Genomic DNA, 23,669 nt, shown 5'->3' on the forward strand with positions numbered 1-23,669 from the left:
CACCCCGCCGCTCCAACAACAACCGCCGAGAAGACGAAAACTCTCCATTTTAAGGTTTTTCAGCAGACTGCTAGCGGTGTCCGGCGCGCCGCTTCACTTCTTCACGGTCTTTGCCTGCACCTTCGGCGGCGCCGGCGCCTTCTTCGGCGCGGCTTTCGCGTTGTCGACGGCGGTGTTGATGTCCTCGATCAGCTTCGACACGCGCGCAGCATTGCTGCCGAGGTCAGCCTCGAAATAGCGCGAGGCCGAGCGGATATCGACCCGCGAATCCTCGCCGTCGGGCATGATGCGGATCGCGACATCCTCGCGGAAGCCCATGATCGGCGTGCGCGCCACCGCCTCGATACGGCCGATGCGGCGCGGTGGCGTCGGCGGACGCTCATCGATCACGAGCCATTTGCGCCGGTTCACCAGTTGCAGCGTCACCGCGTAAGCGCGGTCCACCGGCACCTCGAGCTCGACGGTCTCGATATCGGGATAGGCGCGGCGCTGCTGATCGGCTGAGTAGAGCCCGGCATAGACGGCCGAATTGGTGTCGTCGCTGGTGCGCAGGCGCGACAGCGCCTCGAACCGCGGCGGATCGATCGGGTCGGTGGTGATGTCGTGGATCGGCGGCAGCCGGCGATATTGCACGGCGAGATAGGCGGGATAGGCGAGCACCAGCGCGTTGATCAGGAAGGCCAGAAGGATGCGACCCATGCCGCGCGAACCATTCTGCCAGATCGCGGCGAAGGCGGCGAAGCCAAGCAGGATCGAAAGTCCGGCACAGGCCAGCGCACCGAAGAAGGTCGCCAGCGCCGGCTTCATCTCCAGGAAGCCGAAGCGGACGATGAGGATCGAGACGATCACCGCGACGGCGGAGAAGATCGCGAGGTTGCGTGCCCAGGTGGCGAGGCTGGACACCGGCTCCGACTGATAGGGAACAGAAAACCTGCGGGCCATCGGTGAGAACTGCCGTGTTGTGGCTTGGCCCACTGCAAGGGGCCGGTTGAAAACTCTCAGCTTGAGACCACGGCGGCCCGGCAATTTCAAGGTTTGCGGCGATATGGGACAAGGTACGGGAAAATTCGGCAACCTAACCGATTAACCATTCAATCAAAGTGATCTCTAGTTGTCGATTGACTCGGCGGAACTTTGGGCTAAAGGCTCCACTCTAGGTTGTCGGAACCGCTGAAGCAAAAGGGACCGTCCTGGCGAAGGACATCGGCCAACGGCAATCAAAAAAAGGATAACGGCGGGCGTCAGCCGGAAGCGTTGCAAGAGGACCTAAGCTCACGGTCGTCGCCGCAGGCGGACCGGAGGTGCGCGGTTGCATCCTCATGGGCTGTAAGGATCGCGAACAGCGTAGCCGGCGTACATCAGCGGGCTGGTGGGCAGCCGCCTCAGGGCGAGCGTTCAGTATGAATGGCGGCAGGGACGAAGGCTACGTTGATCCGAACGATCCGACCTACTACGCCCCGCGCGAGCCGTGGGAGCGGGCGATAAGCGGGCAGCCGGCGGCGCCGCTCAGACGGTCCGCGGAGCCTCCATCGTTGACTGTCGACGATCCGCCCTTGCAACCGCTGCGCAAGCCTCGACGTCGCGACCATTCGGAAATGTTCACCAAGGCCGTCGCCCAAGCCATGCAGGAAGCGATGGAGCCCATGGAGGCGCCATCCGTTCTCCGCAATTCGGGAAGGCGCGCGCTGCTCCGCGTGGGAGCGAGGTTCGCGATCGCGGCAGCGGTTGCGGCAGCCATCGCGATGATCGTCGTCATGGTGATTCCGGCGTCGCAAAGTCCTGGGGTTCAGTCGAACGCCATCGCATCTATCTCGTCTTCCTGGCAGTCGCTTAAGACCTCGCTGTTTCCGGCGCCGCAACGCAAGCGGGCTGCGACCCTCGCCGTCGAGGACAGCAGCGGGCTCGCCGACGACGCGCTGCCGCTCGGGCTGCGCGTGGGTGCTCCCCCTCCTGGTGCCGTCATTGCCATCAACGGATTGCCAGCCGGCGCGCGGCTGACGGCTGGCAAGCGCGTCGCCGCCAACGAGTGGCGCGTGTCCGCGTCGGAGATTTCCGCCGTGTCGGTCATTCCGCCGGACGGCTTCGTCGGCCAGATGGTGGTGACGGTAGAATTGCGTGACGGCGACGGTGCCGCGCTCGTGGGTAGTTCAATCCGGCTTTCCTGGAAAGCCGCTGCCAGCGTTGCGGCGCGGCCACCGGCGGCTGTCGTGGCTGCGGTGCCGGCTCGGCCTGCGGCCGCTTCCCCGCCGCCGCAGATGGACACCGTGCGCAATCTGGATCCGAAGGAAATTTCCGTTGTCGTCAAGCGCGGACAGGATTTGCTCGCCAGCGGCGACATCGCGGCGGCGAGGCTACTGCTGCTGCGCGCCGCCGAAGCACGAGACGCGCGCGCCGCGCTGCTCCTTGCCCGGACTTACGACCCGATCGTGCTCAAGCAATTGGGCGCCAGTGGCCCGCTCGCGGACCTCGCGCAGGCCCGCAACTGGTATCAAAAAGCGAAAGAATGGGGCGAACCCGAAGCTCAGCGCCAACTTGATGCGCTCACGCCCCCGCGCTGAGGGCGCATCAACTTGCGCCGGCTGTAGGGTGGGCAAAGCGAAGCGTGCCCACCATAATCACTCCGCTCGTGATGGTGGGCACGCTTCGCTTTGCCCACCCTACGGGCTCTCGCCAAGTCACGTCGATGCCCGGGCCAAGCCCGGGCATGACGGAGAACCTGTTCGCTACGCCGCCGCGGTCGGGAGACTGTAGCTCTTGAACTGATCGCGCAGCGCGGTCTTCAGGATCTTGCCGGTCGCGGTGTGCGGAATGCCGTCGACGAAGACGACATCGTCGGGCATCCACCATTTCGCGATCTTGCCGTCCATGAACTTCAGGATCTCCTCGCGCGTCGCCTGCTGGCCCTGCTTGAGCTGCACGATCAGCAGCGGACGCTCGTCCCACTTCGGATGGAACACGCCGATCACGGCGGCCTCGGCCACGGCCGGATGGCCGACCGCGAGGTTCTCCAGGTCGATAGACGAGATCCATTCGCCGCCCGACTTGATCACGTCCTTGGAGCGATCGGTGATCCGCATATAGCCGTGCGCATCGATCGTCGAGACGTCGCCGGTGTCGAAATAGCCTTCCTCGTCGAGAATGCTGCTGTCGACGCGGAAATAGGCCTTGGCGATCGACGGGCCCGAGACCTTGAGCCGACCGAAGGTCTTGCCATCCCACGGCAGCTCCTTGCCGGCATCGTCGGTGATCTTCATCTGGACGCCGAACGGCGGGTAGCCCTGCGTCTGCAGGACGTCGAGCCGTTCTTCGCCGGTGCGCTCTCCGAAGGGCGGTTTCAGCGCCGCGACCGTGCCGATCGGGCTCATCTCGGTCATGCCCCAGGCGTGGCGCGGCTCCACGCCCATGTTGAGGAAAGCCTCGATCATCGAGCGCGGCATCGCCGAGCCGCCGCATATCACCATCTCCAGGTGCGGCAGCTTCAGGTCGTTGGCGGCCATGTGCTGCAGCAGCATCAGCCACACTGTCGGCACGCCGGCGGTGTGCGTCACCTTCTCGGTGTCGAGCAATTCGTAGACCGAGGCGCCGTCGAGCTTCGGCCCGGGCATCACCAGCTTGGTGCCCATCGAGGGCGCGGAAAAAGCGATGCCCCAGCTATTGGCATGGAACAGCGGCACCACCGGCAGCATTGTATCGGTCGCGGATGTGCCCAGCGCATCCTTGTTGTTGGCCATGAGCGCATGCAGCACGTTGGAACGGTGCGAATACAATACGCCTTTGGGGTCGCCCGTGGTGCCCGACGTGTAGCACATCGCCGCTGCGGTGTTCTCGTCGAACGTCTTCCACTGGAACTTGCCGTCGGACGCCGCGATCCAGTCCTCATAGGCGACCGCGTTCTTCAGCGTGGTCTCTGGCATGTGCGCCTTGTCGGTCAGCACGATAAAGCGCTCGACGCTCGGAAGCTTGTCGGCGATCTTCTCCAGCACCGGCACGAAGGTGAGGTCGGTCAACACCACGCGGTCCTGGGCATGGTTGATGATCCAGGCGATCTGATCGGGAAACAGGCGCGGGTTGACGGTATGGCAGATCGCGCCGATACCCATGATGCCATACCAGACTTCGAGATGGCGCCAAGTATTCCAGGCGATGGTGGCGACACGATCGCCGAGCCTGATGCCGTCGCGCTCCAGGCTCTGCGAGACCTTCAGCGCGCGCGCATGGATTTCGGCATAGGTGGTGCGATGGATCGGGCCTTCGACCGACCGCGTCACGACCTCCTGTGTGCCGTGATACTTCGCTGCGTGTTCGATAATCCGGTGACACAGCAAAGGCCAGTCCTGCATCAAACCAAGCATACGCACGTCCCTCCTCAGTGTTTTTCTCTCGCATGACCGGCCAGCCAGACAGTATAGCCAGCCGTCCAATCATGAAATTGACATGAACTGTAGCGCGGAGAAAGCAAGCCGAAAATCCAATTATGGTGCGTTTGGCCGCACCGGAATGGCATTGGTTACCGCCGTAGCCATATTGCTCGGAATGCTGGCCGAACCCGCCCTGGCGGCCCGCAGGTCGGTCCCGTTTCCCTTCGCCGACCTGTTCGCGCCGCCCCGGCCAAGGTCGCATCGCGCCGTCCATCGGGCAGTGATGGTGCCATTGCCAAAGCCGCGTCCGGCCGAGGCGCCTGCCGCAAAGCCGCCTGAGCCGCCTGCGGCCGCCGAAAAGGCCCGTCCAGCCGATCATGGCAAAGCCGCCGACAAGGCGCCGCCGGCCGATCACGGCAAAGCCGTCGACAAGGCTGCCGACGAAAAAGCTGCCGAGCAGGCTCCGCCGCCGCAGCCCTCAGCCTGCCGGCAGGCGCTGACGGAAGAGATCGCCGTCGCGCCAAGCGTCCCCGATATCCATGGTCCCGGCGGCTGCGGCGGCGACGATCTGGTGCGGCTGGAGGCGATCGTGCTGCCCGACAAGCGAAAGGTTGCGGTGAAGCCGGCGGCGATCCTCCGCTGCACCATGGCTACCGCGATCGCCGACTGGGTGCGCTCCGACATCGCGCCGCTGGCCACAGCGCTCGGCAGCAGCATCAGCGACCTGGACAATCTCGATTCCTTCCAGTGCCGCGGCCGCAACGGCGTCGCCGGTGCACAGCTCTCCGAACATGGCCGCGCCAATGCGCTCGATGTCCGCGCCTTCAGGCTGGCGAACGGCCGCACGATCGCGCTCACCGACCGCAATGTGGCGCGCGATCTGCGCGAGAGCATGCTGCACTCGGCCTGCACCCGCTTCACGACCGTGCTGGGGCCCGGCTCCGACGGCCACCATGAGGACCACATCCACCTCGACCGGATGGAGCGGCGAAACAACTATCGGATCTGCCAGTGGGATGTCTTGGACCCGCTGCCGGCCGTCGCGCCGCTGTTGCCGGCCGAGCGCCCCGAGGAAGCGCCGCCGCGCGAGGTCGCCGCCAAGGATGAGCCAAAGACCGGCGCCAAGAGCGACACCAAGACTGACACCAAGTCGGAGAGTACGAAGTCAAAAAATGCGAAGCCGGATGCCGGCGATTCCGACGCTACGGAGTCAAAGCCTGCGGCGACCAACCCGCAGCCAACAAAAAAGCGCCGGCAAAGCCGGCGCCATTGATCGCGTCTTCCGCAAGCGAACTATTGCACCATGGCGTTGCTGCCGCCGCCCTGCAGCGCCATCTTCGAATTGAATGGCGAGTCGCCGTGCTTCGGCTCCAGCACGACCACGACGGTGCCGACGCCGACGCGGTCATAAAGGTCGATCACGTCCTCATTGGTCATGCGGATGCAGCCCGAGGAGATCGAGGCGCCGATATATTCGGGCTGGTTGGTGCCGTGGATGCGGAACAGCGTGTCCTTGCCGCCGGAGTACAGATAGAGCGCACGCGAACCCATCGGGTTGTCGGGTCCTGGCGCGACATAGGTCGGAACGCCGAGCCTGGAGATTTCGCCGGGCGTCGGGTGCCAGGCCGGCCACTCGGTCTTGCTGCCGACCTTGGCAATGCCGGACCATGCCATGGCTTCTTCGCCGACGGTGATGCCGTAGCGGATCGCCTTGCCGTCCTTTTGCACGAGGTAAAGGTAGTGGTTATCGGAATCGACCACGATGGAACCCGGCGCCTCCTTGCGGTGGTAATCCACAATGGCGCGGCGGAACGGCTCGGCAACCGGAACTTTCGCGTAGGTGGTCTTCGCCAGCAGGTCCTTATCGCGCTGCTTGAAATTGGCGGTGTTGGTGGCCTCGTAGGTTGTGGCCTGCATGCAACCCGATAACATCAGGCCGGCGGCCACAATCCCCAGCGTAACTTTCAGCGACGACATGGTACACTTCCGTTGCAAATCTGCGCTCGCAGCGCGAAAATGCGCCCCAATCGCCACGATTCCATCATCTCTTTGATCGTATTATTGCCGAAACCTGCCGCTATTCCCAGCGTTTAGAGACCTATCCCGCGTCGCGGGACCTCTTCTGTGGCTTTTTTGCCGCAAGTCCTGCCATCGGCGGCCGATTTCTGTGCAGATCAGCAACGGTTGCCAAGTCCGGGCCGCGCCGCCGCCATTTCGCCGCCACAAATATGGACAGGCGGTTAATGCGCCGGTCATGAAGCCCTTGCCAGAATCGCGTTTAGTCCTGTTGGGTGCGCCGGTGCCCTGTTCCGGAGTTGCTGATGCTGTCAGTGTTCGTTCCTGCCGATTTCACGCTGAAAAAGGTCGTTTCCGACGAGGTTGCGGCCTTGCCGGAGAATGCGGTCTGGATCGACATGGTCAGGCCGACGCCGGAGGAGGACCGCGCCGTGGAGCGGCTGGCCGGGATCGCGGTGCCGACCCGGGAGGACATGCAGGAAATCGAGATTTCCAGCCGGCTCTATATCGAGAACGGCGCGCGCTACATGACCGCGACGCTGATGTGCCATTCCGACACCGACATGCCCCACACCACGGCGGTCACCTTCATCCTGGCCGGCCATCGACTGGTGACCGTGCGCTACGACCAGCCGAAACCGTTCGCGCTGGTCGAGGCCAAGCTTGGGCGGTCCTGCGCGCCCACCATCAACGGCGAGATGGTGCTGATGGAATTGCTCGATGCGGTGATCGACCGCTGCGCCGACATTTTGGAGCGCTGCGGCGCCGATATCGACCAGGTCTCCCACGACATCTTCGAACCGGAGGCCGAGCGGCACGGCCATGCCAAGCAATATTCGCGGATCCTGATCGAGATCGGGCGCAAGGGCGACCTGACCTCGAAAGTGCGTGAAAGCCTGGTCTCCATCGGTCGCGTCGTCACCTTCATGTCGGCGGTGATCGAAGGCGTCAAATGGTCCAAGGACATGCGCGAGCAGCTCAAGACCATGCAGCGCGACGTCGCCTCCCTGACCGACCACGCCTCCTATCTCTCCAACAAGATCACCTTCACGCTGGACGCCATGCTCGGCGTCGTCAATCTCGAGCAGAACAACATCATCAAACTGTTCTCGGTGATGGCCGTGGTGCTGATGCCGCCGACGCTGATCGCCTCGATCTACGGCATGAACTTCAAGGCGATGCCGGAACTCGACTGGCCGCACGGCTATCCGATCGCGCTGGTGATGATGCTGATTGCAGCGATCGTGCCGTACTACCTTTTCAAATTGAAGAAGTGGCTCTAGTTCCATTGCTGCGGACGATCGCGAGTTCCATCGCGGTCGCGGTCGCGGCAATAAGCCTGCCGCAATTCCTCCGCGAATCCTCCGCTAAAATTTGAGTGTTGCGCTGAACGTTTGAGCGAAACTTTGCTGCGATAACCCCCGGCCTCAAGCCGGAGGACAGCAATGGTTGAGAAGATCATAACGCCACGGCGTAACATCATCGACTTCGCGCGCTATCAGCAGGACCGCATGGTTGGAAGGATGCAGGCGCTATCGCCGCGCACCTGCCGTCACTGCGGTGCAGCCCTGCTCGATGGCGAAAACGAAGACGAGTGCTCGAGCGCCTACAACACCAGCGCGCAGCGAGTGGTTGAGAAGCCGCGGAAGTTCTACGCGGATTGACGGCCAGGACGGCCGCTAACGAGTGCAGGCAAAGCAATCCAGAAGTTGACGGCGGAAACGGTCTGGATTGCTTCGTGCTCCTCGTTTGTTACGCACGATCCGATAAATTGGAAATAGCAGCCGTGGTCGCTCGCCCGCGAACAGGCGACGGTATACGTGGAGAGAACCCCTCACCCGAATGAGCCCGTGGTGATGGCGGAGCTGCCCTCTCCCACAAGGGGCGAGGGCACATCAACTGGCGTCGGCAAGGCGTTCTTCCCTTCTCCCCTTGTGGGAGAAGGTGGTGCGAAGCGCCGGATGAGGGGTTGTCTCCACGGGCGACAGTGTCTCCGGAGAGAGCCGTCAACTCAGCAATCTGTCCTACACGTGCTGGCCACCATTGATGTGGATCTCGGCGCCGTTCACGTAGGAACTGGTTTCCGTGCACAGGACGTAGATGATCTTGGCAACTTCGTCTGGAGTGCCCAGGCGGTGCATCGGGATCTGCTGCTCGACGATCTTCTCGGTGCCCGGCGACAGGATCGAGGTGTCGATCTCGCCCGGCGCGATCGAGTTGACGCGGACGCCGACGCGGCCGAAATCGGACGCCATCTCGCGCGTCAGCGCCGCGAGCGCCGCTTTCGAGGTGGCATAGGCCGCGCCCGCGAACGGATGCACGCGGGAGCCCGCGATCGAAGTGACGTTCACCACCGCACCCTTGGCGGTCTTCAACTCGTTGATCAGCCCGCGGGCCAGCATGATCGGCGCGAAGAAGTTGACGCGGAAGACATGCAGCCAGGTGTCGATATCGGTGTCCATGGTGCCGAGCCGCGTGCCGCCCGGCCCCTTGGGCGAGATCGCCGCATTGTTGACGAGCGCGTGCAGTTCGTCGTTCTCCAGCCGCCTGCGGATTTCCGAGATTGCGCGCACGGTGTCGTCATGGTCACCGAAATCGACCTCGATGTGATCCTCGGGTCCGGCGCCCCAGGGGCAAACTTCCGGAAAGGCGTGCCGCGAGCAGGTGATGACGCGCCAGCCGGCCGAGGAAAACCGGATCGCGGTAGCATGGCCGATGCCGCGGCTGGCGCCGGTCAGGAGCAGCGTGCGTCGCGGCGCGTTGGAATGGTTCGGCATTGGACGGTTCTCTCGTTCTTCGTCATGCCGGCCTCGTGCCGGGCATCCACGTGTTCGGACTGGCTCGAAACTGAGACGTGGACGGCCGCGACAAGCCCGGCCATGACGGTCTGAGTCTTACGGATAAAGCCTTACTTTGGTCCAGGCTTGGCCTGGGCCCTCGCGCCGGAATTCGATGCGGTCGTGCAGGCGGTAGGGACGGTCGTGCCAGAACTCGATGCTGACAGGGCTGATGCGCCAGCCGCTCCACCCCTGAGGGCGCGGCACCTCGCCGATCACATATTTCGCGGCGACCTTCGCGATCGCCTGCTCGAAGGCGAAACGGCTCTCCAACGGCTGCGACTGCTTGCTGGCCCAGGCGCCAAGCTGCGCCTGCTTCGGGCGCGTCGCGAAATAGTCGTCGGCCTCGGCGTCGCTCACCGGCGACACGTTGCCGCGGATGCGCACCTGCCGGCGCAAGGATTTCCAGTGGAATAGTAAAGCGGCCTTAGGATTTGCGGCGAGTTCGCGGCCTTTGGCGCTGGCGACGTGGCTGTAGAACACGAAGCCATCAGCGTCATAGCCTTTCATCAGCACCATCCGCACGTCCGGGAGCCCGCCCGCGTCGACGGTTGCGAGCGCCATCGCGTTGGGATCGTTCGGCTCGGACTTGGTTGCTTCGGCAAACCATTCGGCGAACAGCGCAAATGGTTCTTCCGCAGCGGTAAAATCACCCGATGTTAACGGTGTAGGGTGTTTGATGGAGGTCGTGTCTGTCATGTCAGGAGTCCAGCGTTGCGTCCGTCGGCCTCAGAGCGCGCGTTACTCGCCCTATATAGGACGTCCTTATATAGGGCATGGGGACGCGTTGGCCTATCGGCGATCCGCCCGGCGGGGACGGTGATGACATTGGTTCTAATCGGCCTAGGGGCCGGCGGCTGCGCCCTGTCGCGCGGCGACAGTTTTGCCCGGCTGGACGACAGGGACTTGACTGGGTCGCTCGGCGCGCCCCACGTAAGGTCATCGGCGCCGACCGACAGCGACCTCGCCTTTGCCCGCAACGCCGCCTCCGACGTGCTGACCAAGGGCGACAAGGATTCCAGCCAGGCCTGGGAAAATCCCGAGACCGGCGCGCGCGGCTCGGTGACGCCGTTGTCTCAGGCTTATGCCGCCGAGGACGGTCGGACTTGCCGGGATTTCCTGGCAAGCTATGTCAACGGCCGGACCGAGAGCTGGCTGCAGGGTGCCGGCTGCAAGGCCGGACGCGGGAGGTGGGAGATCCATAGTCTGAAACCTTGGAAATCCTGAACGCCAAAGCAGTTGCAAAAATGCCACGGCGTCCCCAAATGACACCAAAGTGGGGCGACAAGCCCGAAAATTTCAGGTCTGATTTCCCGTGAAGGAGACGTGACGAATGCGCGACCCCTATGAGGTCTTGGGGGTGCCGCGGGGCGCCAGCGCTGCCGCGATCAAAAGCGCCTATCGCAAGCTCGCCAAGAAGCATCATCCCGACAGCAACAAGAACGATCCAAAGGCTGCCGAGCGTTTCGCCGAGATCAACTCGGCCAACGAGATCGTTGGCGACGAGGAGAAGCGCAAGCAATTTGACCGCGGCGAGATCGACGCCGAGGGCAAGCCGCGTTTCCAGGGCTTCCCCGGCGGAGGCTTTGGCGGCGGCGATGCGCGCGGCCGTGCCGGTCCGGGCGGGTTCGAAACCTATACGTTCCGCAGCGGCTCTGGCGGCGGCATGGAAGGCGGCGGTGCAGGCGGCTTCGAGGACATCCTCAACAGCATGTTCGGCGCCGGTGCGCGTGCGCGCAGGGGCGGCGGCACCCAGTTTGAATTCGATACCGGCGGCGTCGGGCTCGACCTCGACCAGAGCGTCGCCATGACTGTGTCGCTGGAGGAGGCGGTGAACGGCGCCGAGAAGCGCGTCCGCCTGCCGACCGGCAAGGAACTCAATGTCAAGATTCCCGCCGGCGTCAGCTCCGGCCAGCAGATCCGGCTGAAGGGGCAGGGCGAGACGGCGCCCGGCCATCGTCCGGGCGATCTCCTGATCACAGTGACGATCGCGCCGCATTCCTTCTTCAAGGTCGACGGCAACGATCTCAGGGTCGAGCTGCCGATCACGCTGTACGAGGCGGTGCTGGGCGGCAAGGTCCGCGTGCCGACGCTTGGCGGCGCGGTCGAATTGTCGATCCCCAAGAACACCTCGAGCGGGCGGACGTTTCGGCTGAAGGGCAAGGGACTACCGAAGTCGGGCGGCGGGGGCGACCTCTACGTCACCACTCGAATCATCCTGCCTGATGGGAACGATGCTGAGCTGGAAGCATTGATGCAGAAGTGGCGCGACCAGCATCCTTACAATCCCCGCAGCGATCTTGGCTGAGGGTGCGGCCTCGAGAGGGGGACCAGCGCAATACCAAACCCCAATCGAGGCCGCGAGCGCTGATCGGCGGATCAAGCGCTGCGCGATAACGCGGGAACATCCGGTGCGATTCTGAGACGCGCAGATGTCCTTATTCCAGATTTTCGATGACGGAATTGGGACATCGGGCAAGTGTGGCCATTGCGTCACGAACGTCCGCGAAATGCGGGCGTTTTCGCAAAACCCGGTATCGCCCGGTCTTTCGAATCCGTCTGCGCGAACTACATAACGTTGTGCGATGGCGCTTGGCGCTGTCGCAGCCCTCCTTGGGCGTTTCCTCCCTAGACTTGGGCCGCTTGCTGTCGCAGGTGGCCCTTTTTTCTCGGTGGTGGCCGGGGACGATCGTGCTGGCTCAACCGCCGGTCTTTTCCATCTGGTCGTAGACGGCTTGCGCGATCTGGGTCAGGCGGTTGCGGTCGCTGCCGCCTGAGACGACGTAGCCGACGCCGCGGTCGGCCCAGAACAGCGCGCCCTCATTGCCGTGCGTGGCGTACCGCATTTGCGTGGTCTCCGCCTGCGCCTTGGAGGCGTAGACCGTGAAGCGCTCGCCGGAGGCGCTTTCATACATCAGGAAAGAAGCCGGCCGCCCGGTCGGGCCAGGCAGCAGCCGGCCGCCAACCAGCTTCAATCCCGCCGCCGACAGCTCCGGCGCGCGCACGTCCCAGCCGCAGCGCTTGGTCAGCCAGGCCTGCAGATGGGCGCGCTCATCGCCGGGCACCTCGACCGGATGGCGGACCTCGACCACATAGAGCCGGTGCGCGTCCATCGCATCGAGCGTGAAGCTCTGCAGCGGCGAGGGCTTGGCCGCCGCGCCATGCGCGATCCAGCCGACGCCGCCGCCGGCGATGAATGCCACCAGCGCCGCCGCAATGGCGCCATAGACCAGCTTGCGCGGCTGGCGCACCAATTGCTCGATCTCGAGCCGCTTCGGCACCGCCTCGTCTGCGACCGAATCGTAGCGCGCGTGCAGCACGTCGGCCATGGCGAGCCACGACCGCACCCGTTCGGCGTCATCGGGGTGCGCTGCCAGCCACGCCTCGACGTCGCCGCGGCGCTCCGCCGGCAATTCGTTGTCGACATAGGCGTGCAGCTCGTCCTCGGTGACGGGAATCCTGGGGTTGGTCATCGCAGTCGTCTCTGTCTAATCCTCAACAATCCAAATCGCCTCAACCTGATGTCATGGCTATGCACAACGCCTGCCATCATTTCACCCGCCTCAGCGTCGTCGCCCGTTCGCCTTCGAGGAAGGCTTTAACGTGGGCGCGAGCGCGCGCAAGCCGGGACATCACGGTGCCGATCGGCACGCCCTGGATGTCGGCGACTTCGCGGTAACTCAATCCTTCCAGCATCACCAGAAGCAGCGCCGCGCGCTGCTCTTCCACCAGCGTCGCCAGCGCGCGCGCAATATCGCGGCCTTCGGCCTCGGTGCCGCTGGCGTCCGGATTGTTGTCCAGCAGCGGCATGAATTGCGGCCGCCGCGCCAGCGAGCGGCGGCGGTTCTTGTTGAGGTTGGTCAGGATCGTATAGAGCCAGCTCCGCACGTCGCCGCCGAGGAACAGCCGCTCGGAACGCAGCGCCCGCACCAAGGTGTCCTGCACCAAATCGTCGGCGATATCGGCATCGCGCGCCAGCGCCCGCGCGTAACGGCGCAGCGCCGGGATCATGGCTTCAACACTCTGCCGGAACGCGGTCATGACACCGGATCTTCATCCTGCTTCAGCTCGGACGCCTTGCCTAACATAACACCCGAATGACACGACTATTCCGTCGATCGCGACGGGGCCAAATCAGCGTTAGCAGGAGGCGGATTTGGACTGTACCGCGGTGGAGCGCTGGTGTACCTCCGAATACCAAATGCAACGCGAGAATGGACAGCGGATGGCACAGAAATCGGGTCTGATGCAGGGCAAGCGCGGCGTGATCCTTGGCGTCGCCAACAACCGCTCGATCGCCTGGGGGATCGCCAAAGCCTGCCACGACGCCGGCGCCGAGATCGCGCTCACCTGGCAGGGCGATGCCCTGAAGAGGCGGGTCGAGCCCTTGGCGAAGGAATTGAACGCGCTTCTTCTCGGCCATTGCGACGTCACCGACGCCGCGACGATCGATGCGGTGTTCGACGTCATCAGGGAGAAGTGGGGCAAGATCGACTTCGTCGTGCATGCGATCGCCTTCTCCGACAAGGACCAGCTCGACGGCCGCTACATCGAGACCACGGCGGAGAACTTCTCCAAGTCGATGCTGATCAGCTGCTACTCGCTGACCGCGATCGCGCAGCGGGCGGAGAAGCTGATGACCGAGGGCGGCTCGATCATCACGTTGACCTATTACGGCGCCGAGAAGTGGATGCCGCATTACAACGTGATGGGCGTCGCGAAAGCGGCACTGGAGGCGAGCGTGCGCTATCTCGCCGCCGATCTCGGCGAGAAGAACATCCGCGTCAACGCGATCTCGGCAGGTCCGATCAAGACGCTCGCGGCCTCCGGTATCGGCGATTTCCGCTACATTCTGAAGTGGAATGAGTACAACGCGCCGATGCGACGCACGGTCACGATCGAGGAGGTCGGCGACAGCGCGCTTTATCTGTTGTCCGATCTTTCCCGGGGTGTCACTGGCGAGGTGCATCACGTCGATTCCGGCTATCACATTGTCGGCATGAAGCGTCCCGATGCGCCTGACATTTCGCTCGCCAAGGAATAGCTGCTGCGTCGATAGCAATGCCAACAATCTACTACATCCGCCATGGCGAGACGGCATGGAACGCGGAAGGCCGGCTTCAAGGCACCCTGGATATTCCGCTGAACGATCGTGGGTGCGCGCAAGCGTCCCATGCCGGCCATGTGCTAGCCGACCTTCTCACGCGCGACGGATATGACAGGGCAACGCTGCCCTACGTCTCGAGCCCGCTCGGACGGGCGCGCCAGACCATGGAGCTGGCGCGTCGCGCGCTGGAATTGCCGCGTGGCGACTATTCGCTCGACGACCGGTTGCGCGAGATCGGCTACGGCGTCTGGGAAGGCTCGACGCTGGCGGAGATGCAACTCGCCGATCCCGAGCTCTACGCCAAGCGCCAGACCGCGAAATGGACGATGGCGCCGGAGGGTGGCGAGACCTACGCCGCGGTGCAGCTTCGGGTGCGCGACTGGTACGACTCGCTCCCGGGCGACACCGTCGTCGTGGCGCATGGCGGCACCTGCCGTGCCCTGATGGTCTCGCTCGGGATCGAAACCCCTGATAGCGCCGCGGACCTCTACATCGAGCAGGGCGCCGTCTACGTCTTTCGCGACGGCGAGCTGGTGAAGTATAGTTAACCCACTCTCTGTCATGCCCGGGCTTGACCCGGGCATCCACGTTGTTCGTCGCGGCAAGACGTGGATGGCCGGGTCAAGCCCGGCCATGACGAGGAAGAGGGATTTGACCGCCTTCTCTCGCCGCGTTACGACAAAGCATGTCCCACAACACCTTTGGCCATTTGTTTCGGGTCACGACCTTCGGCGAGAGCCATGGGGTGGCGATCGGCTGCGTGGTCGATGGCTGTCCGCCGCTGATCCCGCTGACGGTTGAGGAGATCCAGCACGATCTCGACCGCCGCCGGCCGGGCCAGTCCCGCTTCACCACCCAGCGCCAGGAACCGGATGCGGTGAAGATCCTGTCCGGCGTGATGGCGCATCCGGAGACCGGCGTGCAGGTGACGACGGGCACGCCGATCGGCCTCCTGATCGAGAACACCGACCAGCGCTCGAAGGACTATTCCGCGATCAAGGACAAGTTCCGCCCCGGCCATGCCGACTTCACCTATGAGGCCAAATACGGCCTGCGCGATTATCGCGGCGGCGGCCGCTCCTCTGCGCGCGAGACCGCGACCCGGGTCGCTGCCGGCGCGATCGCGCGAAAGGTCCTGCCGGAGATCAAGATCCGCGGCGCGCTGGTGCAGATGGGCCCCCACAAGATCGATCGCGATAAGTGGGATTGGGACGAGATTGGCCGCAATCCGTTCTTCTGCCCGGACCAGGACAAAGCGGCGTTCTTCGAAAATTATCTCGATGGCATCAGGAAGAGGGGCTCCTCGATCGGCGCGGTGATCGAGGTCGTGGCCGAGGGCGTGCCGCCCGGGCTCGGCGCGCCGATCTATGCCAAGCTCGACAGCGAGCTGGCGGCCGCGATGATGACCATCAATGCGGTGAAGGGCGTCGAGATCGGCGCCGGGTTCGGCGCGGCCGAATTGTCGGGCGAGGAGAACGCCGACGAGATGCGCACCGGCAATGACGGCGTGCGTTTCCTGTCCAACAACGCCGGCGGCATCCTGGGCGGCATCTCCACCGGCCAGCCGGTGGTGGTGCGCTTCGCCGTGAAGCCGACCTCCTCGATCCTGTCGCCGCGGCTGACCGTGGACCGCAGCGGCGCCGAGACCGATATCATGACCAAGGGCCGCCACGACCCCTGCGTCGGCATTCGCGCCGTGCCGGTGGGCGAGGCGATGATGGCCTGCGTGCTCGCCGATCATTTCCTGCGGCACCGGGGACAGGTTGGATAGAATCTGACAGCACAGAGGCCGTGATGCAGATCGACACCAGGGGGATCGCGGACTGGCTGATCGACGGCGCAAGGTCGACCCCTGTTGTCACCGACATGGTCTCCGAACTGTGCGGGCGCCTGGTCGCGGCCGGCATCCCGCTGTGGCGGGTCGGGTTCTTCATCCGGACGCTGCACCCCGAAATCTACGGGCGCAATTTCATCTGGAAGCCCGGCGAGCCCGTCGTCGTCGGCTCGGTTGATTTCGACATCAGGCAAACGCCGGAGTTCATCGCAAGCCCGCTTGCGATCGTTTTTGGCGAGGTCAGGGAGGTGCGGTGCCGCACCGACGATCCCGAAAGCCGGCGCTTTCCCTTCCTCGACGACATGCGCGCGGAAGGCGTGACCGACTATGTGGCCATACCGCTACGCTTCATCGATGGCTTCACGCATGCCTCCAGTTGGACCACCAAGCAGGCGGGCGGTTTCACCGACGAACAGCTCGCGGCGCTGCGGTCGGTGCTGCCGGCGCTGACACGTCTGATCGAGGTGATCGGCCTTCGCCGCGTCGCCGCGACCTTGCTTGACACCTATGTCGGCAACCGCGCGGGCACGCGCATCCTCGATGGTCAGATCCGGCGCGGGCACGGCGAGACCATGCATGCGGCGATCTGGCTGTCGGACTTGCGTGGCTTCACCGCATTATCGGACCGGCTTCCCGCCGAAACCGTCGTCGACATGCTCAACCGCTATTTCGACTGCCAGGTTGCCTCGATCCGTGCCCATGATGGCGAGGTGCTGAAATACATGGGCGATGGACTGCTGGCGGTTTTTCCGATCGATGAGTATGTCGGGGATGCGCAACAGGTCTGTTCGCACGTGTTGGAAGCCGCGCAGGACATGCGGGCCAGCGTCGAGGCGCTGCGGTATCCGGTCGGCGACGTCGTCGAGCGTTTCCGTTTCGGCGTTGCGCTGCACGTCGGAACAATTCTCTATGGCAATATCGGCGGCGGCAACCGGCTCGACTTCACCTGCATCGGCCGAGCGGTGAATCTTGCCGCGCGACTGGAGAAGATCGCCGGCCGACTTGGCCGCACGGTCGTGGCCTCCGAAGGCTTTGCCGGCATCTGCCGCGGCGGCTGGGATGATCTCGGCGAATTTCCGATCGCAGGTTTTTCCAAGGCCCAGCGCGTCTATGGCCTGATGGGCGAAACGTCTGCCAGCTGAATTCCGCGGCGACCCCTAGTCGTGGACATAGGACTGCTTCAGGCCGTAGGTCAGGATCAACAGTGTCGCCCACAACCGCAGCATTGCGAAGCTGAAGATGAATACGAAATAGACGAGATTCTTGACGAGCTGACTGGACGTGGAGGTCTGCCAGAAAACCACAATCGCACTGCGGACCAAGCCCTGGCCAAAGCTCAGACCTAGATTGACCACCCCAAGAACTATCACGGCGGCCCCCAGCCAGAACCACCGCCTTGCAAGCTCGCCAGCGGCTTCGAAGAATGCCACCCGACCGCCGTTTTGCTCGGCACCGACAACCATCAGAAGTGTCACGTCGCCGACTGCGGCGCTCCAGAATTTTCCTATGACGCTGAACTGATCGAAGGCCATGCCGTCGATTCCCGCCAGCATATGGGGCGCCAGGGATCCGTAGCCGGCCGCCGCAAGCGCGGCCGCTGCCGCGATCATCAACAGCGCTATCCGACACGCGATCGCGAGCGACAATTTGAATTGCTCCGCGATCCCAAGCTCGCCGAGGCTGCTTTGGCCGCCGGTCATTTCGATGCAGCGTTGAGCTGCTACGAGAACGGCGTGAATGACGGCAAGGTTGGCGATGATGATTGCAGGCAGAGCAACTCCGCCGCCGCCGAAGGCAATGACCCGCATCGCCGCGGCCAGTATCAGCCATGGCAGCGCGAGAATAACAAATCGATACGGCCCGAACGAGATGTCCGGAAGGGAGGCCTGCCGTTGCTTGCGGAATGCGACCGTCATGAACGCGATCATGCCGGCAAAAACTGAACCGTCGGTCGCACCGGCAGCTAAAATTGGCAGGAAATCCGGTTACCAGAACCTTTCGGGTCTCGTCGCAGCCTACTCCTCTGGCTCGGTCGTAAACAGCAGCGGATAGCCCTTGGCGCGGCCGGCGTCAGTGGCGCGGGTCGCCTTTGTCTCGGCGACGTCCTTGGTGAAGACCGCAACCACGCAGACGCCGCGCTGGTGTGCGGTGAGCATCACCTTATAGGCTTGGTCCTCGGTCATGCGGAATTCCGCCTTCAGCACGGTGACGACGAATTCGCGCGGCGTGTAATCGTCGTTGATCAGGATGACCTTGTGCAGGCGCGGCCGTTCTACCTTGGTCTTGACCTTGGTTTTGGGGGTGGTGACGGTGTCGCTCATGGTGCGGCACTTCCTGCTGCTCTGCGAACCCTAAATAATATCGCCTTCCTGGCGATCCCGGAACCGGGGGTTTTTGCACGGGCTCCTTGCAGGAGCGGGATAATCGCGGGCAAGCGACAAAACCTCGCCAAAATCGCGGCGAGTACAAGGCGAGGCTAGCAGAGCTGGACGGAAGGCTAACCTGAATGTGAAGGACAAATGATGTTCGCCCTTTGCGCCGCGCAGTTTGCGTGTCACCATTGTTGACGTTCGACGGGAGGGCAGCTCATGCGCTGGTATGTCTCGATCGGGGTTGTGCTTGTCGCAGGCTGGCTCGTCGGCGGCGACGGGGCCGGCATCGCCGCGCCGGGACCGGGCAACCAGGGCACCCGCCAGGTGGTGGAGAAGGACGCGAACCCCACCGTCGATGTCGAACTGATACTTGCCGTGGACGTCTCCTATTCCATGGACATGGACGAACTCGCGATCCAGCGCGAGGGCTACGCGCAGGCAATCGTATCGAAGGAGTTCCTGCAGGCACTCAAGGCCGGTCCGAACGGCAAGATCTCGGTGACCTATTTCGAATGGGCCGCTTCCTCTGATCAGAAGATCATCATTCCCTGGCGGCTGATCGACGGCCCGGAAACGGCCGACGCTGTTGCCGCCGAGATCATGAAGACGCCGATCCGCCGGGCGTCGCGGACCTCGATCTCGGGTGCGATCAATTTTGCGGTGCCGCTGTTCGACGAAGATCCCTATCGCGGCCTCAGGCGCGTGATCGACATTTCCGGCGACGGTCCCAACAATAACGGCGCACCGGTCTCGACCGCGCGCGACGCGGCGCTGGAGAAGGGCATCGTCATCAACGGCCTGCCGATCATGGTGAAGGAGCCGTCTTATTCCACCATGGATATCGACAATCTCGATCAGTATTACGAGGACTGCGTGATCGGCGGTCCAGGCTCTTTCGTGGTGACGATCAAGGAGCGCGAGAAATTCAAGGAAGCGATCCGCACCAAGCTCCTGATGGAAGTCGCCGGTCGTACGCCGGAGCGCAAGATCGTGCCGGTGGCCGAAAAGGAGCCGCGCGTGAGCTGCATGATCGGGGAAAAGATCTGGCAGGATCGGTGGGGGAGGTAGCGTCCGTCGCTAGCAGTGGAGCAGCCCTCTCCCACAAGGGGCGAGGGCACATCAACCGGCACCTCCAAACCGGCAGGCGTCCGCTATGACATCTCGCGCATCACCTGTTCCGGTGCCCGGCGCAGCGAGTTCGGCAGAGCGGGCCCTGTGCCGAAGCGCATGATGATGTCCGGGCGCCGACCGCCAAGATCCAGGAGCGAGGCGAATTGCGAGCGGATCGCGGGCACCTCGACCGGTTGATTGACGAACGCATATTTCAGTCCGAGCGCGGTCGCCTGCAGTCCGAAACGCTGGCAGGCGCGGCCGACTGCGATCCAGTGGGCCTTGTCGCCGGCATCAGATGCAAGGACGACGACACCCGCCGAGCTTGCGATCTGCTCGCGATACTTCTTGTTCTCTGCCTCTTCGGTGAGGAAGAAGCTGAGAAGCGGCCGGGCAATCCAGGCGGGCAGCGCGGGATTTCCAGAGCAGCGCGAGAACAATCCGTCCATCTTCGCCATGGCGTCGGCTTCGCTGAAGCGCAGCCAGCGTCGCAGTTCGTCGATGAACGCCTTGTCGCGCATCTGTGCCGAGTTAGCCTGAACAACGTAGTCGGCGACGTCCAGGATCCCGGCCCGGTCGCTTATCATGATGGTCGAGACGCCAGGCTCCCGACATGCGCTCTCCAGCAAGCGCAGCGTCTCGGGTGAAACGGGCTTGCCGTCATAGATCGTGCGGGTGCTCTGGCGAACCGTGATCGCCTCGGCGAGCGGCGAGCTCAAGGAGCGAGCTGCTTCCAGATCGATCACGATCTCGTCGCCCTCGACAACCGCATTCGCCTTCAGCCCGAGCATCGAGGCTGCCAGCACGAGGTTTTCGGCGGCGCATCCCAGACTGACGAAGAGATGGTGGTCGTCCGGATCGACCACGGGACATCTGCGCGCGTAGTCCGGCGTGATGACGATCCTGTCGGCGCTCGCGGTGAAGGTCCAGGGCTGAGTGTTGTGACTGTTGGCCGCGAGGCTGGCAAAGCGCACCAGTTCTCGGTTTCGCGGCGTGGACCGCAACGGCGCTCTGACGATGCCGGCCGCCTCCTCATACGTCATTGCTGCTGCTCCTGCCTGCGACGACAAGCCTATGATCGCCGCCGCGCCAAGCCCAAGCGCGGTTCCGAACATCTGTCGTCTATCGATGAGCATCGACCCGCTTCCACGCAATTCCACTAGAAAGCAGTTAGCGCCGTCGCGGCCTATGGCTGTTGACCGAGGTCAAAGCCTGCCGTCCTACTACGCGAAGGGAGCCGCGGCATTCTTCTCTTCTCCCCTTGTGGGAGAAGGTGGCGCGCATGCAATGCGCGCCGGATGAGGGGTTCTCTCCGCGGGCGACGGTGCGCGCGGAGGCAACCCCTCACCCAAACGAATTCGTGGCTGACATCGGAGCAGCCCTCGCCCACAAGGGGCGAGGGCACATCAACTGGCATCTCCGACGTGATGCGATTTGGCTACGGCGGTCAGCGCTTGCGCGTAAATCGCGCCACCAGCTCGACGTGCGGTGTGTGGCGGAACTGGTCGACAGGTGTGACGCCTTCGATCCTGTAGCCGCCGTCGATCAGGATTTTTGCATCGCGGGCGAAGGTCGCGGCGTTGCAGGACACCGCCACGACGGTGGGCACCTTGCTTGCGGCAAGCTGGGTTGCCTGCGCCTGAGCGCCCTGGCGTGGCGGATCGAACACGACTGCGTCGTAGTCGCGCAATTCCTGCGGCACCAGCGGGCGGCGGAACAGGTCGCGTGGCTCGGCTTTGACCGGCTTCAAGCCCGCCGTCGAGGTCGCGGCCTTCTGCAGGCTCGTGACAGCGCCGGCGTCGCTATCGAAGGCGGCGACCCGCGATTTCGTGGCGAGGCGCAGGGCGAACGGGCCGACGCCGCAGAAGAGATCGGCGACGTGCTTGGCGCGCTGGCAGTGATCGCTGACGAGCCGCGCCAGCGTCTCTTCGCCGGCGATGGTCGCTTGCAGGAACGAGCCCGGCGGCAGAATCACCTGGGCCGTTCCGATCATCAGCGCGGGAGAGGCGCGCATCAGCACCAACTCGCCATGCCGCGCCAGCCGCGCCAAGCGATGCTGTGCGGCGATGCGCGACAGGGCGGCGATCATGGTCGAGGGCAGGGCGCCGGAGCCGCGGACGTCGACATCAAGGCCATTGAGGGTTGCAGTCACCTGGATGTCGAGCGGCTTGCCCATCGCTATCAACGGCTCGGCGATCGCCCAGGCGGCGTCGAGCGCGCCGCTGAGACCCGGATCGAGGATCGGACAACGATCGACGGGGATGATGTCGTGGGAACTTGCCGCGGCGAAGCCGACCTTGAGCACCTCATGCGTGCCCATCCGCGCGTGAAGCGTGATGCGGCGGCGCCCGAGGCCGTGGGCGTCGATCAGCGGGGCGACCTCGGCCGCAACCTTGGCCTGCGCCAGCGCCTCGACGACGAGCTCGCGCTTCCAGGCCTGGTAGCTTTCATGATCCCAATGCTGGATCGCGCAGCCGCCGCAGACGCCGAAATGCGGGCAGAACGGCGCGATGCGTTCGGGACTGGCACGCTCGACCTGGAGCAATCGACGCCGGTCGGGATGGCCGGGAACGCTAGCCGCCTCGATCGTCTCGCCGGCGAGCGCATAAGGCACATAGATCGCCTGGCCGTTCTCCATCGCGACGCCGTCGCCGCGATGGCCGACATGGTCGATCATCAGCCGTTCAGCCACGGCGCGCGCCGAGGAAGAATTCGATGTTGCCGTCGCCGCCGGTGATCGGGGACGGAAAGACCTGGATATCGGTGCAGCCCTGGGCAGCGGCAAAGGCCGCGATGTCGTCGCAGATTTCCTGATGCACCATCGCGTTGCGGATGATGCCATGCTTCAAATGCTTTCGCTGCGCCTCGAATTGCGGCTTGATCAGCGCGAGCAGGTGCATCGGCGCTGCAGCGAGCGACAGCGCGACCGGCAACACCAACTTCAGCGAGATGAAGCTGACGTCGATGACGACGACGTCCGGCCGCGCCGGCAGGCGCTTGCCCTCGAACGAGCGGATATCGGTCTCTTCCATCGACACGACCCTGGGATGGCCCTGCAGCGAAGGATGCAATTGGCCGTGCCCGACGTCGATGGCAAACACCAGGCTGGCGCCATTGGCGAGCAGCACCTCGGTGAAGCCGCCGGTCGAAGCGCCGACATCGAGGCAGACGTGACCTTCGATCTCTACAGGATATTGTTCCAGCGCCCCGGCCAGCTTCACGCCGCCGCGCGAAACATAGGGGTGCGCGGGCTCCGCCGACAGCGTCGCATCGGACGCAAGCGTATCGGAGGGTTTCGCCACCTGTTTGCCGTCGGCGATCACGAGCCCGGCTTCGATCGCCGCGCGCGCCCGCGCCCGGCTCTCGAACAGCCCGCGCTCGACCAGCAGCACATCCGCGCGCTTGCGCGGGACATGCTCGCTTTCGCTTTTCTTCATCGGCTTCGACCCGTCTTTCGCCCGTGGTCTGCGGCAAGGCGGACGCAGGCCTCGAAGCAGGTGAGGTCGTGCCAGATATCCGCAGGTGCAGCCTTCGGCGTCACGAGCGGGCAGCCGTGCAGGTCGAGGGCGTGCATCATCATCAGATTGTCGGGCAAGCCAAACTCTTCCACAGTGAGGCCGTGTCCATCGGCAAGGCGGCCGTCGGGCAACGTCGTCACTTCATATAGGCGCGCAACGCGAGTTGCATATGACGCGGGGTCGTTCGAATAGCCCAAGCACAATTTGCCGCGCCCCGCCATGTAGCCGAGCTCATAGACGGTGCCTGCGTCGGCACTGGGGCCACGAAACGGCGTCAAATTGGCGATGACGGCATCGGCCGCCTCCATCATCGCCTCGTTGCCCTTGAAGATGATGAGGGAAGCGTCTAGAGCGTTTCACGTTTTGATGGAAGCATATCCAGCGTTGGCGAAGTAGTTGCTGCATTCGGTAGGCTGGATCGAGGTGACGAGGTCGCCGATGTGTCGCCAAATGTCTTCGAGGGTGCGCTTCTGCGCGATGCGCATCCAGTGCTTGATCTTGGCGAAAGTCTGTTCGA

23 protein-coding genes and 2 pseudogenes are annotated in these 23,669 nt (G+C 64.0%); 11 read left to right on the top strand and 14 right to left on the bottom strand.

What is annotated here, in order from left to right:
• Positions 1-93: 93 nt before the first annotated feature.
• Positions 94-942, bottom strand: a complete 849-nt coding sequence (locus ACZXDY_RS39275; protein WP_130227368.1) for a DUF1499 domain-containing protein — start codon at positions 940-942, stop codon at positions 94-96.
• Between the two features lie 800 nt (positions 943-1,742).
• On the opposite strand from ACZXDY_RS39275, the gene ACZXDY_RS39280 reads away from it, so the two are divergent.
• Positions 1,743-2,558 carry a hypothetical protein gene (locus ACZXDY_RS39280; RefSeq protein WP_464349193.1) on the top strand — a complete coding sequence of 272 codons (816 nt, stop codon included), beginning with the start codon at positions 1,743-1,745 and terminating at the stop codon, positions 2,556-2,558.
• 165 nt (positions 2,559-2,723) lie between these two features.
• Here the strand turns inward: ACZXDY_RS39280 and ACZXDY_RS39285 are convergent, their stop codons facing one another.
• Positions 2,724-4,352 carry a fatty-acid--CoA ligase gene (locus tag ACZXDY_RS39285; protein WP_464349194.1) on the bottom strand — a complete coding sequence of 543 codons (1,629 nt, stop codon included), beginning with the start codon at positions 4,350-4,352 and terminating at the stop codon, positions 2,724-2,726.
• Between the two features lie 82 nt (positions 4,353-4,434).
• Here ACZXDY_RS39285 and ACZXDY_RS39290 point away from each other — a divergent pair, with 82 nt between their 5' ends.
• Complete coding sequence (locus ACZXDY_RS39290) at positions 4,435-5,631, top strand: extensin family protein (RefSeq protein ID WP_464349195.1); 1,197 nt, start codon at positions 4,435-4,437, stop codon at positions 5,629-5,631.
• 20 nt (positions 5,632-5,651) lie between these two features.
• On the opposite strand, the gene ACZXDY_RS39295 is transcribed toward ACZXDY_RS39290, so the two are convergent.
• Positions 5,652-6,335 (bottom strand): L,D-transpeptidase, encoded by a 684-nt coding sequence (locus tag ACZXDY_RS39295; protein WP_028168284.1) that lies wholly within the window; start codon positions 6,333-6,335, stop codon positions 5,652-5,654.
• Between the two features lie 344 nt (positions 6,336-6,679).
• Here ACZXDY_RS39295 and ACZXDY_RS39300 point away from each other — a divergent pair, with 344 nt between their 5' ends.
• Both ACZXDY_RS39300 and ACZXDY_RS39305 read left to right on the top strand, forming a co-directional pair.
• Positions 6,680-7,657, top strand: coding sequence for a magnesium transporter CorA family protein (locus ACZXDY_RS39300; protein WP_028168285.1), 978 nt, complete (start codon positions 6,680-6,682; stop codon positions 7,655-7,657).
• Between the two features lie 162 nt (positions 7,658-7,819).
• On the top strand, positions 7,820-8,038 hold the full coding sequence (locus ACZXDY_RS39305) for a hypothetical protein (RefSeq protein WP_028168286.1): 219 nt from the start codon (positions 7,820-7,822) through the stop codon (positions 8,036-8,038).
• Positions 8,039-8,398: 360 nt separating this feature from the next.
• On the opposite strand, the gene ACZXDY_RS39310 is transcribed toward ACZXDY_RS39305, so the two are convergent.
• Both ACZXDY_RS39310 and pdxH read right to left on the bottom strand, forming a co-directional pair.
• The gene (locus ACZXDY_RS39310) at positions 8,399-9,151 is read right to left on the bottom strand and encodes an SDR family NAD(P)-dependent oxidoreductase (protein ID WP_028168287.1); all 753 of its coding nucleotides are present in this window, start codon (positions 9,149-9,151) and stop codon (positions 8,399-8,401) included.
• Between the two features lie 117 nt (positions 9,152-9,268).
• On the bottom strand, positions 9,269-9,910 hold the full coding sequence (gene pdxH, locus ACZXDY_RS39315) for a pyridoxamine 5'-phosphate oxidase (RefSeq protein WP_208825588.1): 642 nt from the start codon (positions 9,908-9,910) through the stop codon (positions 9,269-9,271).
• Between the two features lie 123 nt (positions 9,911-10,033).
• Between pdxH and ACZXDY_RS39320 the strand changes: the two genes are divergently transcribed.
• Both ACZXDY_RS39320 and ACZXDY_RS39325 read left to right on the top strand, forming a co-directional pair.
• Entirely contained in the window at positions 10,034-10,438 is a 405-nt protein-coding gene (locus tag ACZXDY_RS39320) for an RT0821/Lpp0805 family surface protein (RefSeq protein ID WP_130227363.1), read from the top strand.
• 106 nt (positions 10,439-10,544) lie between these two features.
• Entirely contained in the window at positions 10,545-11,519 is a 975-nt protein-coding gene (locus ACZXDY_RS39325) for a DnaJ C-terminal domain-containing protein (protein WP_464349196.1), read from the top strand.
• Between the two features lie 391 nt (positions 11,520-11,910).
• On the opposite strand, the gene ACZXDY_RS39330 is transcribed toward ACZXDY_RS39325, so the two are convergent.
• Positions 11,911-12,684 carry an anti-sigma factor family protein gene (locus tag ACZXDY_RS39330; RefSeq protein WP_028168291.1) on the bottom strand — a complete coding sequence of 258 codons (774 nt, stop codon included), beginning with the start codon at positions 12,682-12,684 and terminating at the stop codon, positions 11,911-11,913.
• A 76-nt stretch (positions 12,685-12,760) separates the two neighbouring features.
• On the bottom strand, positions 12,761-13,252 hold the full coding sequence (locus ACZXDY_RS39335; RefSeq protein ID WP_028168292.1) for a sigma-70 family RNA polymerase sigma factor: 492 nt from the start codon (positions 13,250-13,252) through the stop codon (positions 12,761-12,763).
• 184 nt (positions 13,253-13,436) lie between these two features.
• On the opposite strand from ACZXDY_RS39335, the gene fabI reads away from it, so the two are divergent.
• From fabI to ACZXDY_RS39355, 4 genes are all read left to right on the top strand, one after another.
• On the top strand, positions 13,437-14,255 hold the full coding sequence (fabI, locus tag ACZXDY_RS39340) for an enoyl-ACP reductase FabI (RefSeq protein ID WP_464349197.1): 819 nt from the start codon (positions 13,437-13,439) through the stop codon (positions 14,253-14,255).
• 11 nt (positions 14,256-14,266) lie between these two features.
• Positions 14,267-14,866: a histidine phosphatase family protein gene (locus ACZXDY_RS39345; protein ID WP_464349205.1), complete on the top strand. Its 600-nt coding sequence runs from the start codon at positions 14,267-14,269 to the stop codon at positions 14,864-14,866.
• 137 nt (positions 14,867-15,003) lie between these two features.
• A complete protein-coding gene (gene aroC, locus ACZXDY_RS39350) occupies positions 15,004-16,089 on the top strand; it encodes a chorismate synthase (RefSeq protein WP_464349198.1) in 1,086 nt (361 codons plus the stop codon).
• Between the two features lie 23 nt (positions 16,090-16,112).
• Positions 16,113-17,294, top strand: coding sequence for an adenylate/guanylate cyclase domain-containing protein (locus tag ACZXDY_RS39355; protein WP_464349199.1), 1,182 nt, complete (start codon positions 16,113-16,115; stop codon positions 17,292-17,294).
• 15 nt (positions 17,295-17,309) lie between these two features.
• Here ACZXDY_RS39355 and ACZXDY_RS39360 read toward each other — a convergent pair whose 3' ends face one another.
• Together ACZXDY_RS39360 and clpS are read right to left on the bottom strand one after the other, a co-directional pair.
• Positions 17,310-18,068: a hypothetical protein gene (locus ACZXDY_RS39360; protein WP_464349200.1), complete on the bottom strand. Its 759-nt coding sequence runs from the start codon at positions 18,066-18,068 to the stop codon at positions 17,310-17,312.
• 99 nt (positions 18,069-18,167) lie between these two features.
• Positions 18,168-18,473, bottom strand: coding sequence for an ATP-dependent Clp protease adapter ClpS (clpS, locus tag ACZXDY_RS39365; RefSeq protein ID WP_028168298.1), 306 nt, complete (start codon positions 18,471-18,473; stop codon positions 18,168-18,170).
• Positions 18,474-18,740: 267 nt separating this feature from the next.
• Between clpS and ACZXDY_RS39370 the strand changes: the two genes are divergently transcribed.
• Complete coding sequence (locus ACZXDY_RS39370) at positions 18,741-19,592, top strand: DUF1194 domain-containing protein (RefSeq protein ID WP_464349201.1); 852 nt, start codon at positions 18,741-18,743, stop codon at positions 19,590-19,592.
• A gap of 83 nt (positions 19,593-19,675) precedes the next feature.
• Here ACZXDY_RS39370 and ACZXDY_RS39375 read toward each other — a convergent pair whose 3' ends face one another.
• The 5 genes and pseudogenes from ACZXDY_RS39375 to ACZXDY_RS39395 form a co-directional block, all read right to left on the bottom strand.
• Positions 19,676-20,770, bottom strand: a complete 1,095-nt coding sequence (locus ACZXDY_RS39375; RefSeq protein ID WP_464349202.1) for an Acg family FMN-binding oxidoreductase — start codon at positions 20,768-20,770, stop codon at positions 19,676-19,678.
• 311 nt (positions 20,771-21,081) lie between these two features.
• Positions 21,082-22,326 carry a class I SAM-dependent RNA methyltransferase gene (locus ACZXDY_RS39380; protein ID WP_464349203.1) on the bottom strand — a complete coding sequence of 415 codons (1,245 nt, stop codon included), beginning with the start codon at positions 22,324-22,326 and terminating at the stop codon, positions 21,082-21,084.
• Positions 22,319-23,071: a TlyA family RNA methyltransferase gene (locus ACZXDY_RS39385; RefSeq protein ID WP_464349204.1), complete on the bottom strand. Its 753-nt coding sequence runs from the start codon at positions 23,069-23,071 to the stop codon at positions 22,319-22,321. Before ACZXDY_RS39385 ends, ACZXDY_RS39380 begins: the two co-directional genes overlap by 8 nt.
• Positions 23,068-23,505, bottom strand: a pseudogene (locus ACZXDY_RS39390) (nucleoside 2-deoxyribosyltransferase); the annotation flags it as partial. The pseudogene ACZXDY_RS39390 and the gene ACZXDY_RS39385, both read right to left, overlap by 4 nt.
• A gap of 3 nt (positions 23,506-23,508) precedes the next feature.
• Positions 23,509-23,669 (bottom strand): annotated as a pseudogene (locus tag ACZXDY_RS39395) (IS630 family transposase); the annotation flags it as partial.

The sequence above is a fragment of the Bradyrhizobium sp. LeoB3 genome (assembly GCF_055456055.1).

Excerpts from the sequence above, each read along its gene's own strand:
- ACZXDY_RS39325 (WP_464349196.1), top strand. The coding sequence starts at position 10,545 with ATGCGCGACCCCTATGAGGTCTTGGGGGTGCCGCGGGGCGCCAGCGCT.
- ACZXDY_RS39320 (WP_130227363.1), top strand. The coding sequence starts at position 10,034 with ATGACATTGGTTCTAATCGGCCTAGGGGCCGGCGGCTGCGCCCTGTCG.
- ACZXDY_RS39295 (WP_028168284.1), bottom strand. The coding sequence starts at position 6,335 with ATGTCGTCGCTGAAAGTTACGCTGGGGATTGTGGCCGCCGGCCTGATG.
- ACZXDY_RS39360 (WP_464349200.1), bottom strand. The coding sequence starts at position 18,068 with ATGACGGTCGCATTCCGCAAGCAACGGCAGGCCTCCCTTCCGGACATC.
- ACZXDY_RS39300 (WP_028168285.1), top strand. The coding sequence starts at position 6,680 with ATGCTGTCAGTGTTCGTTCCTGCCGATTTCACGCTGAAAAAGGTCGTT.
- ACZXDY_RS39275 (WP_130227368.1), bottom strand. The coding sequence starts at position 942 with ATGGCCCGCAGGTTTTCTGTTCCCTATCAGTCGGAGCCGGTGTCCAGC.
- ACZXDY_RS39305 (WP_028168286.1), top strand. The coding sequence starts at position 7,820 with ATGGTTGAGAAGATCATAACGCCACGGCGTAACATCATCGACTTCGCG.
- ACZXDY_RS39385 (WP_464349204.1), bottom strand. The coding sequence starts at position 23,071 with ATGAAGAAAAGCGAAAGCGAGCATGTCCCGCGCAAGCGCGCGGATGTG.
- ACZXDY_RS39370 (WP_464349201.1), top strand. The coding sequence starts at position 18,741 with ATGCGCTGGTATGTCTCGATCGGGGTTGTGCTTGTCGCAGGCTGGCTC.
- aroC (WP_464349198.1), top strand. The coding sequence starts at position 15,004 with ATGTCCCACAACACCTTTGGCCATTTGTTTCGGGTCACGACCTTCGGC.
- ACZXDY_RS39375 (WP_464349202.1), bottom strand. The coding sequence starts at position 20,770 with ATGCTCATCGATAGACGACAGATGTTCGGAACCGCGCTTGGGCTTGGC.
- ACZXDY_RS39335 (WP_028168292.1), bottom strand. The coding sequence starts at position 13,252 with ATGACCGCGTTCCGGCAGAGTGTTGAAGCCATGATCCCGGCGCTGCGC.
- fabI (WP_464349197.1), top strand. The coding sequence starts at position 13,437 with ATGGCACAGAAATCGGGTCTGATGCAGGGCAAGCGCGGCGTGATCCTT.
- ACZXDY_RS39285 (WP_464349194.1), bottom strand. The coding sequence starts at position 4,352 with ATGCTTGGTTTGATGCAGGACTGGCCTTTGCTGTGTCACCGGATTATC.
- ACZXDY_RS39310 (WP_028168287.1), bottom strand. The coding sequence starts at position 9,151 with ATGCCGAACCATTCCAACGCGCCGCGACGCACGCTGCTCCTGACCGGC.
- ACZXDY_RS39355 (WP_464349199.1), top strand. The coding sequence starts at position 16,113 with ATGCAGATCGACACCAGGGGGATCGCGGACTGGCTGATCGACGGCGCA.
- ACZXDY_RS39280 (WP_464349193.1), top strand. The coding sequence starts at position 1,743 with ATGATCGTCGTCATGGTGATTCCGGCGTCGCAAAGTCCTGGGGTTCAG.
- ACZXDY_RS39290 (WP_464349195.1), top strand. The coding sequence starts at position 4,435 with ATGAACTGTAGCGCGGAGAAAGCAAGCCGAAAATCCAATTATGGTGCG.
- pdxH (WP_208825588.1), bottom strand. The coding sequence starts at position 9,910 with ATGACAGACACGACCTCCATCAAACACCCTACACCGTTAACATCGGGT.
- ACZXDY_RS39330 (WP_028168291.1), bottom strand. The coding sequence starts at position 12,684 with ATGACCAACCCCAGGATTCCCGTCACCGAGGACGAGCTGCACGCCTAT.
- clpS (WP_028168298.1), bottom strand. The coding sequence starts at position 18,473 with ATGAGCGACACCGTCACCACCCCCAAAACCAAGGTCAAGACCAAGGTA.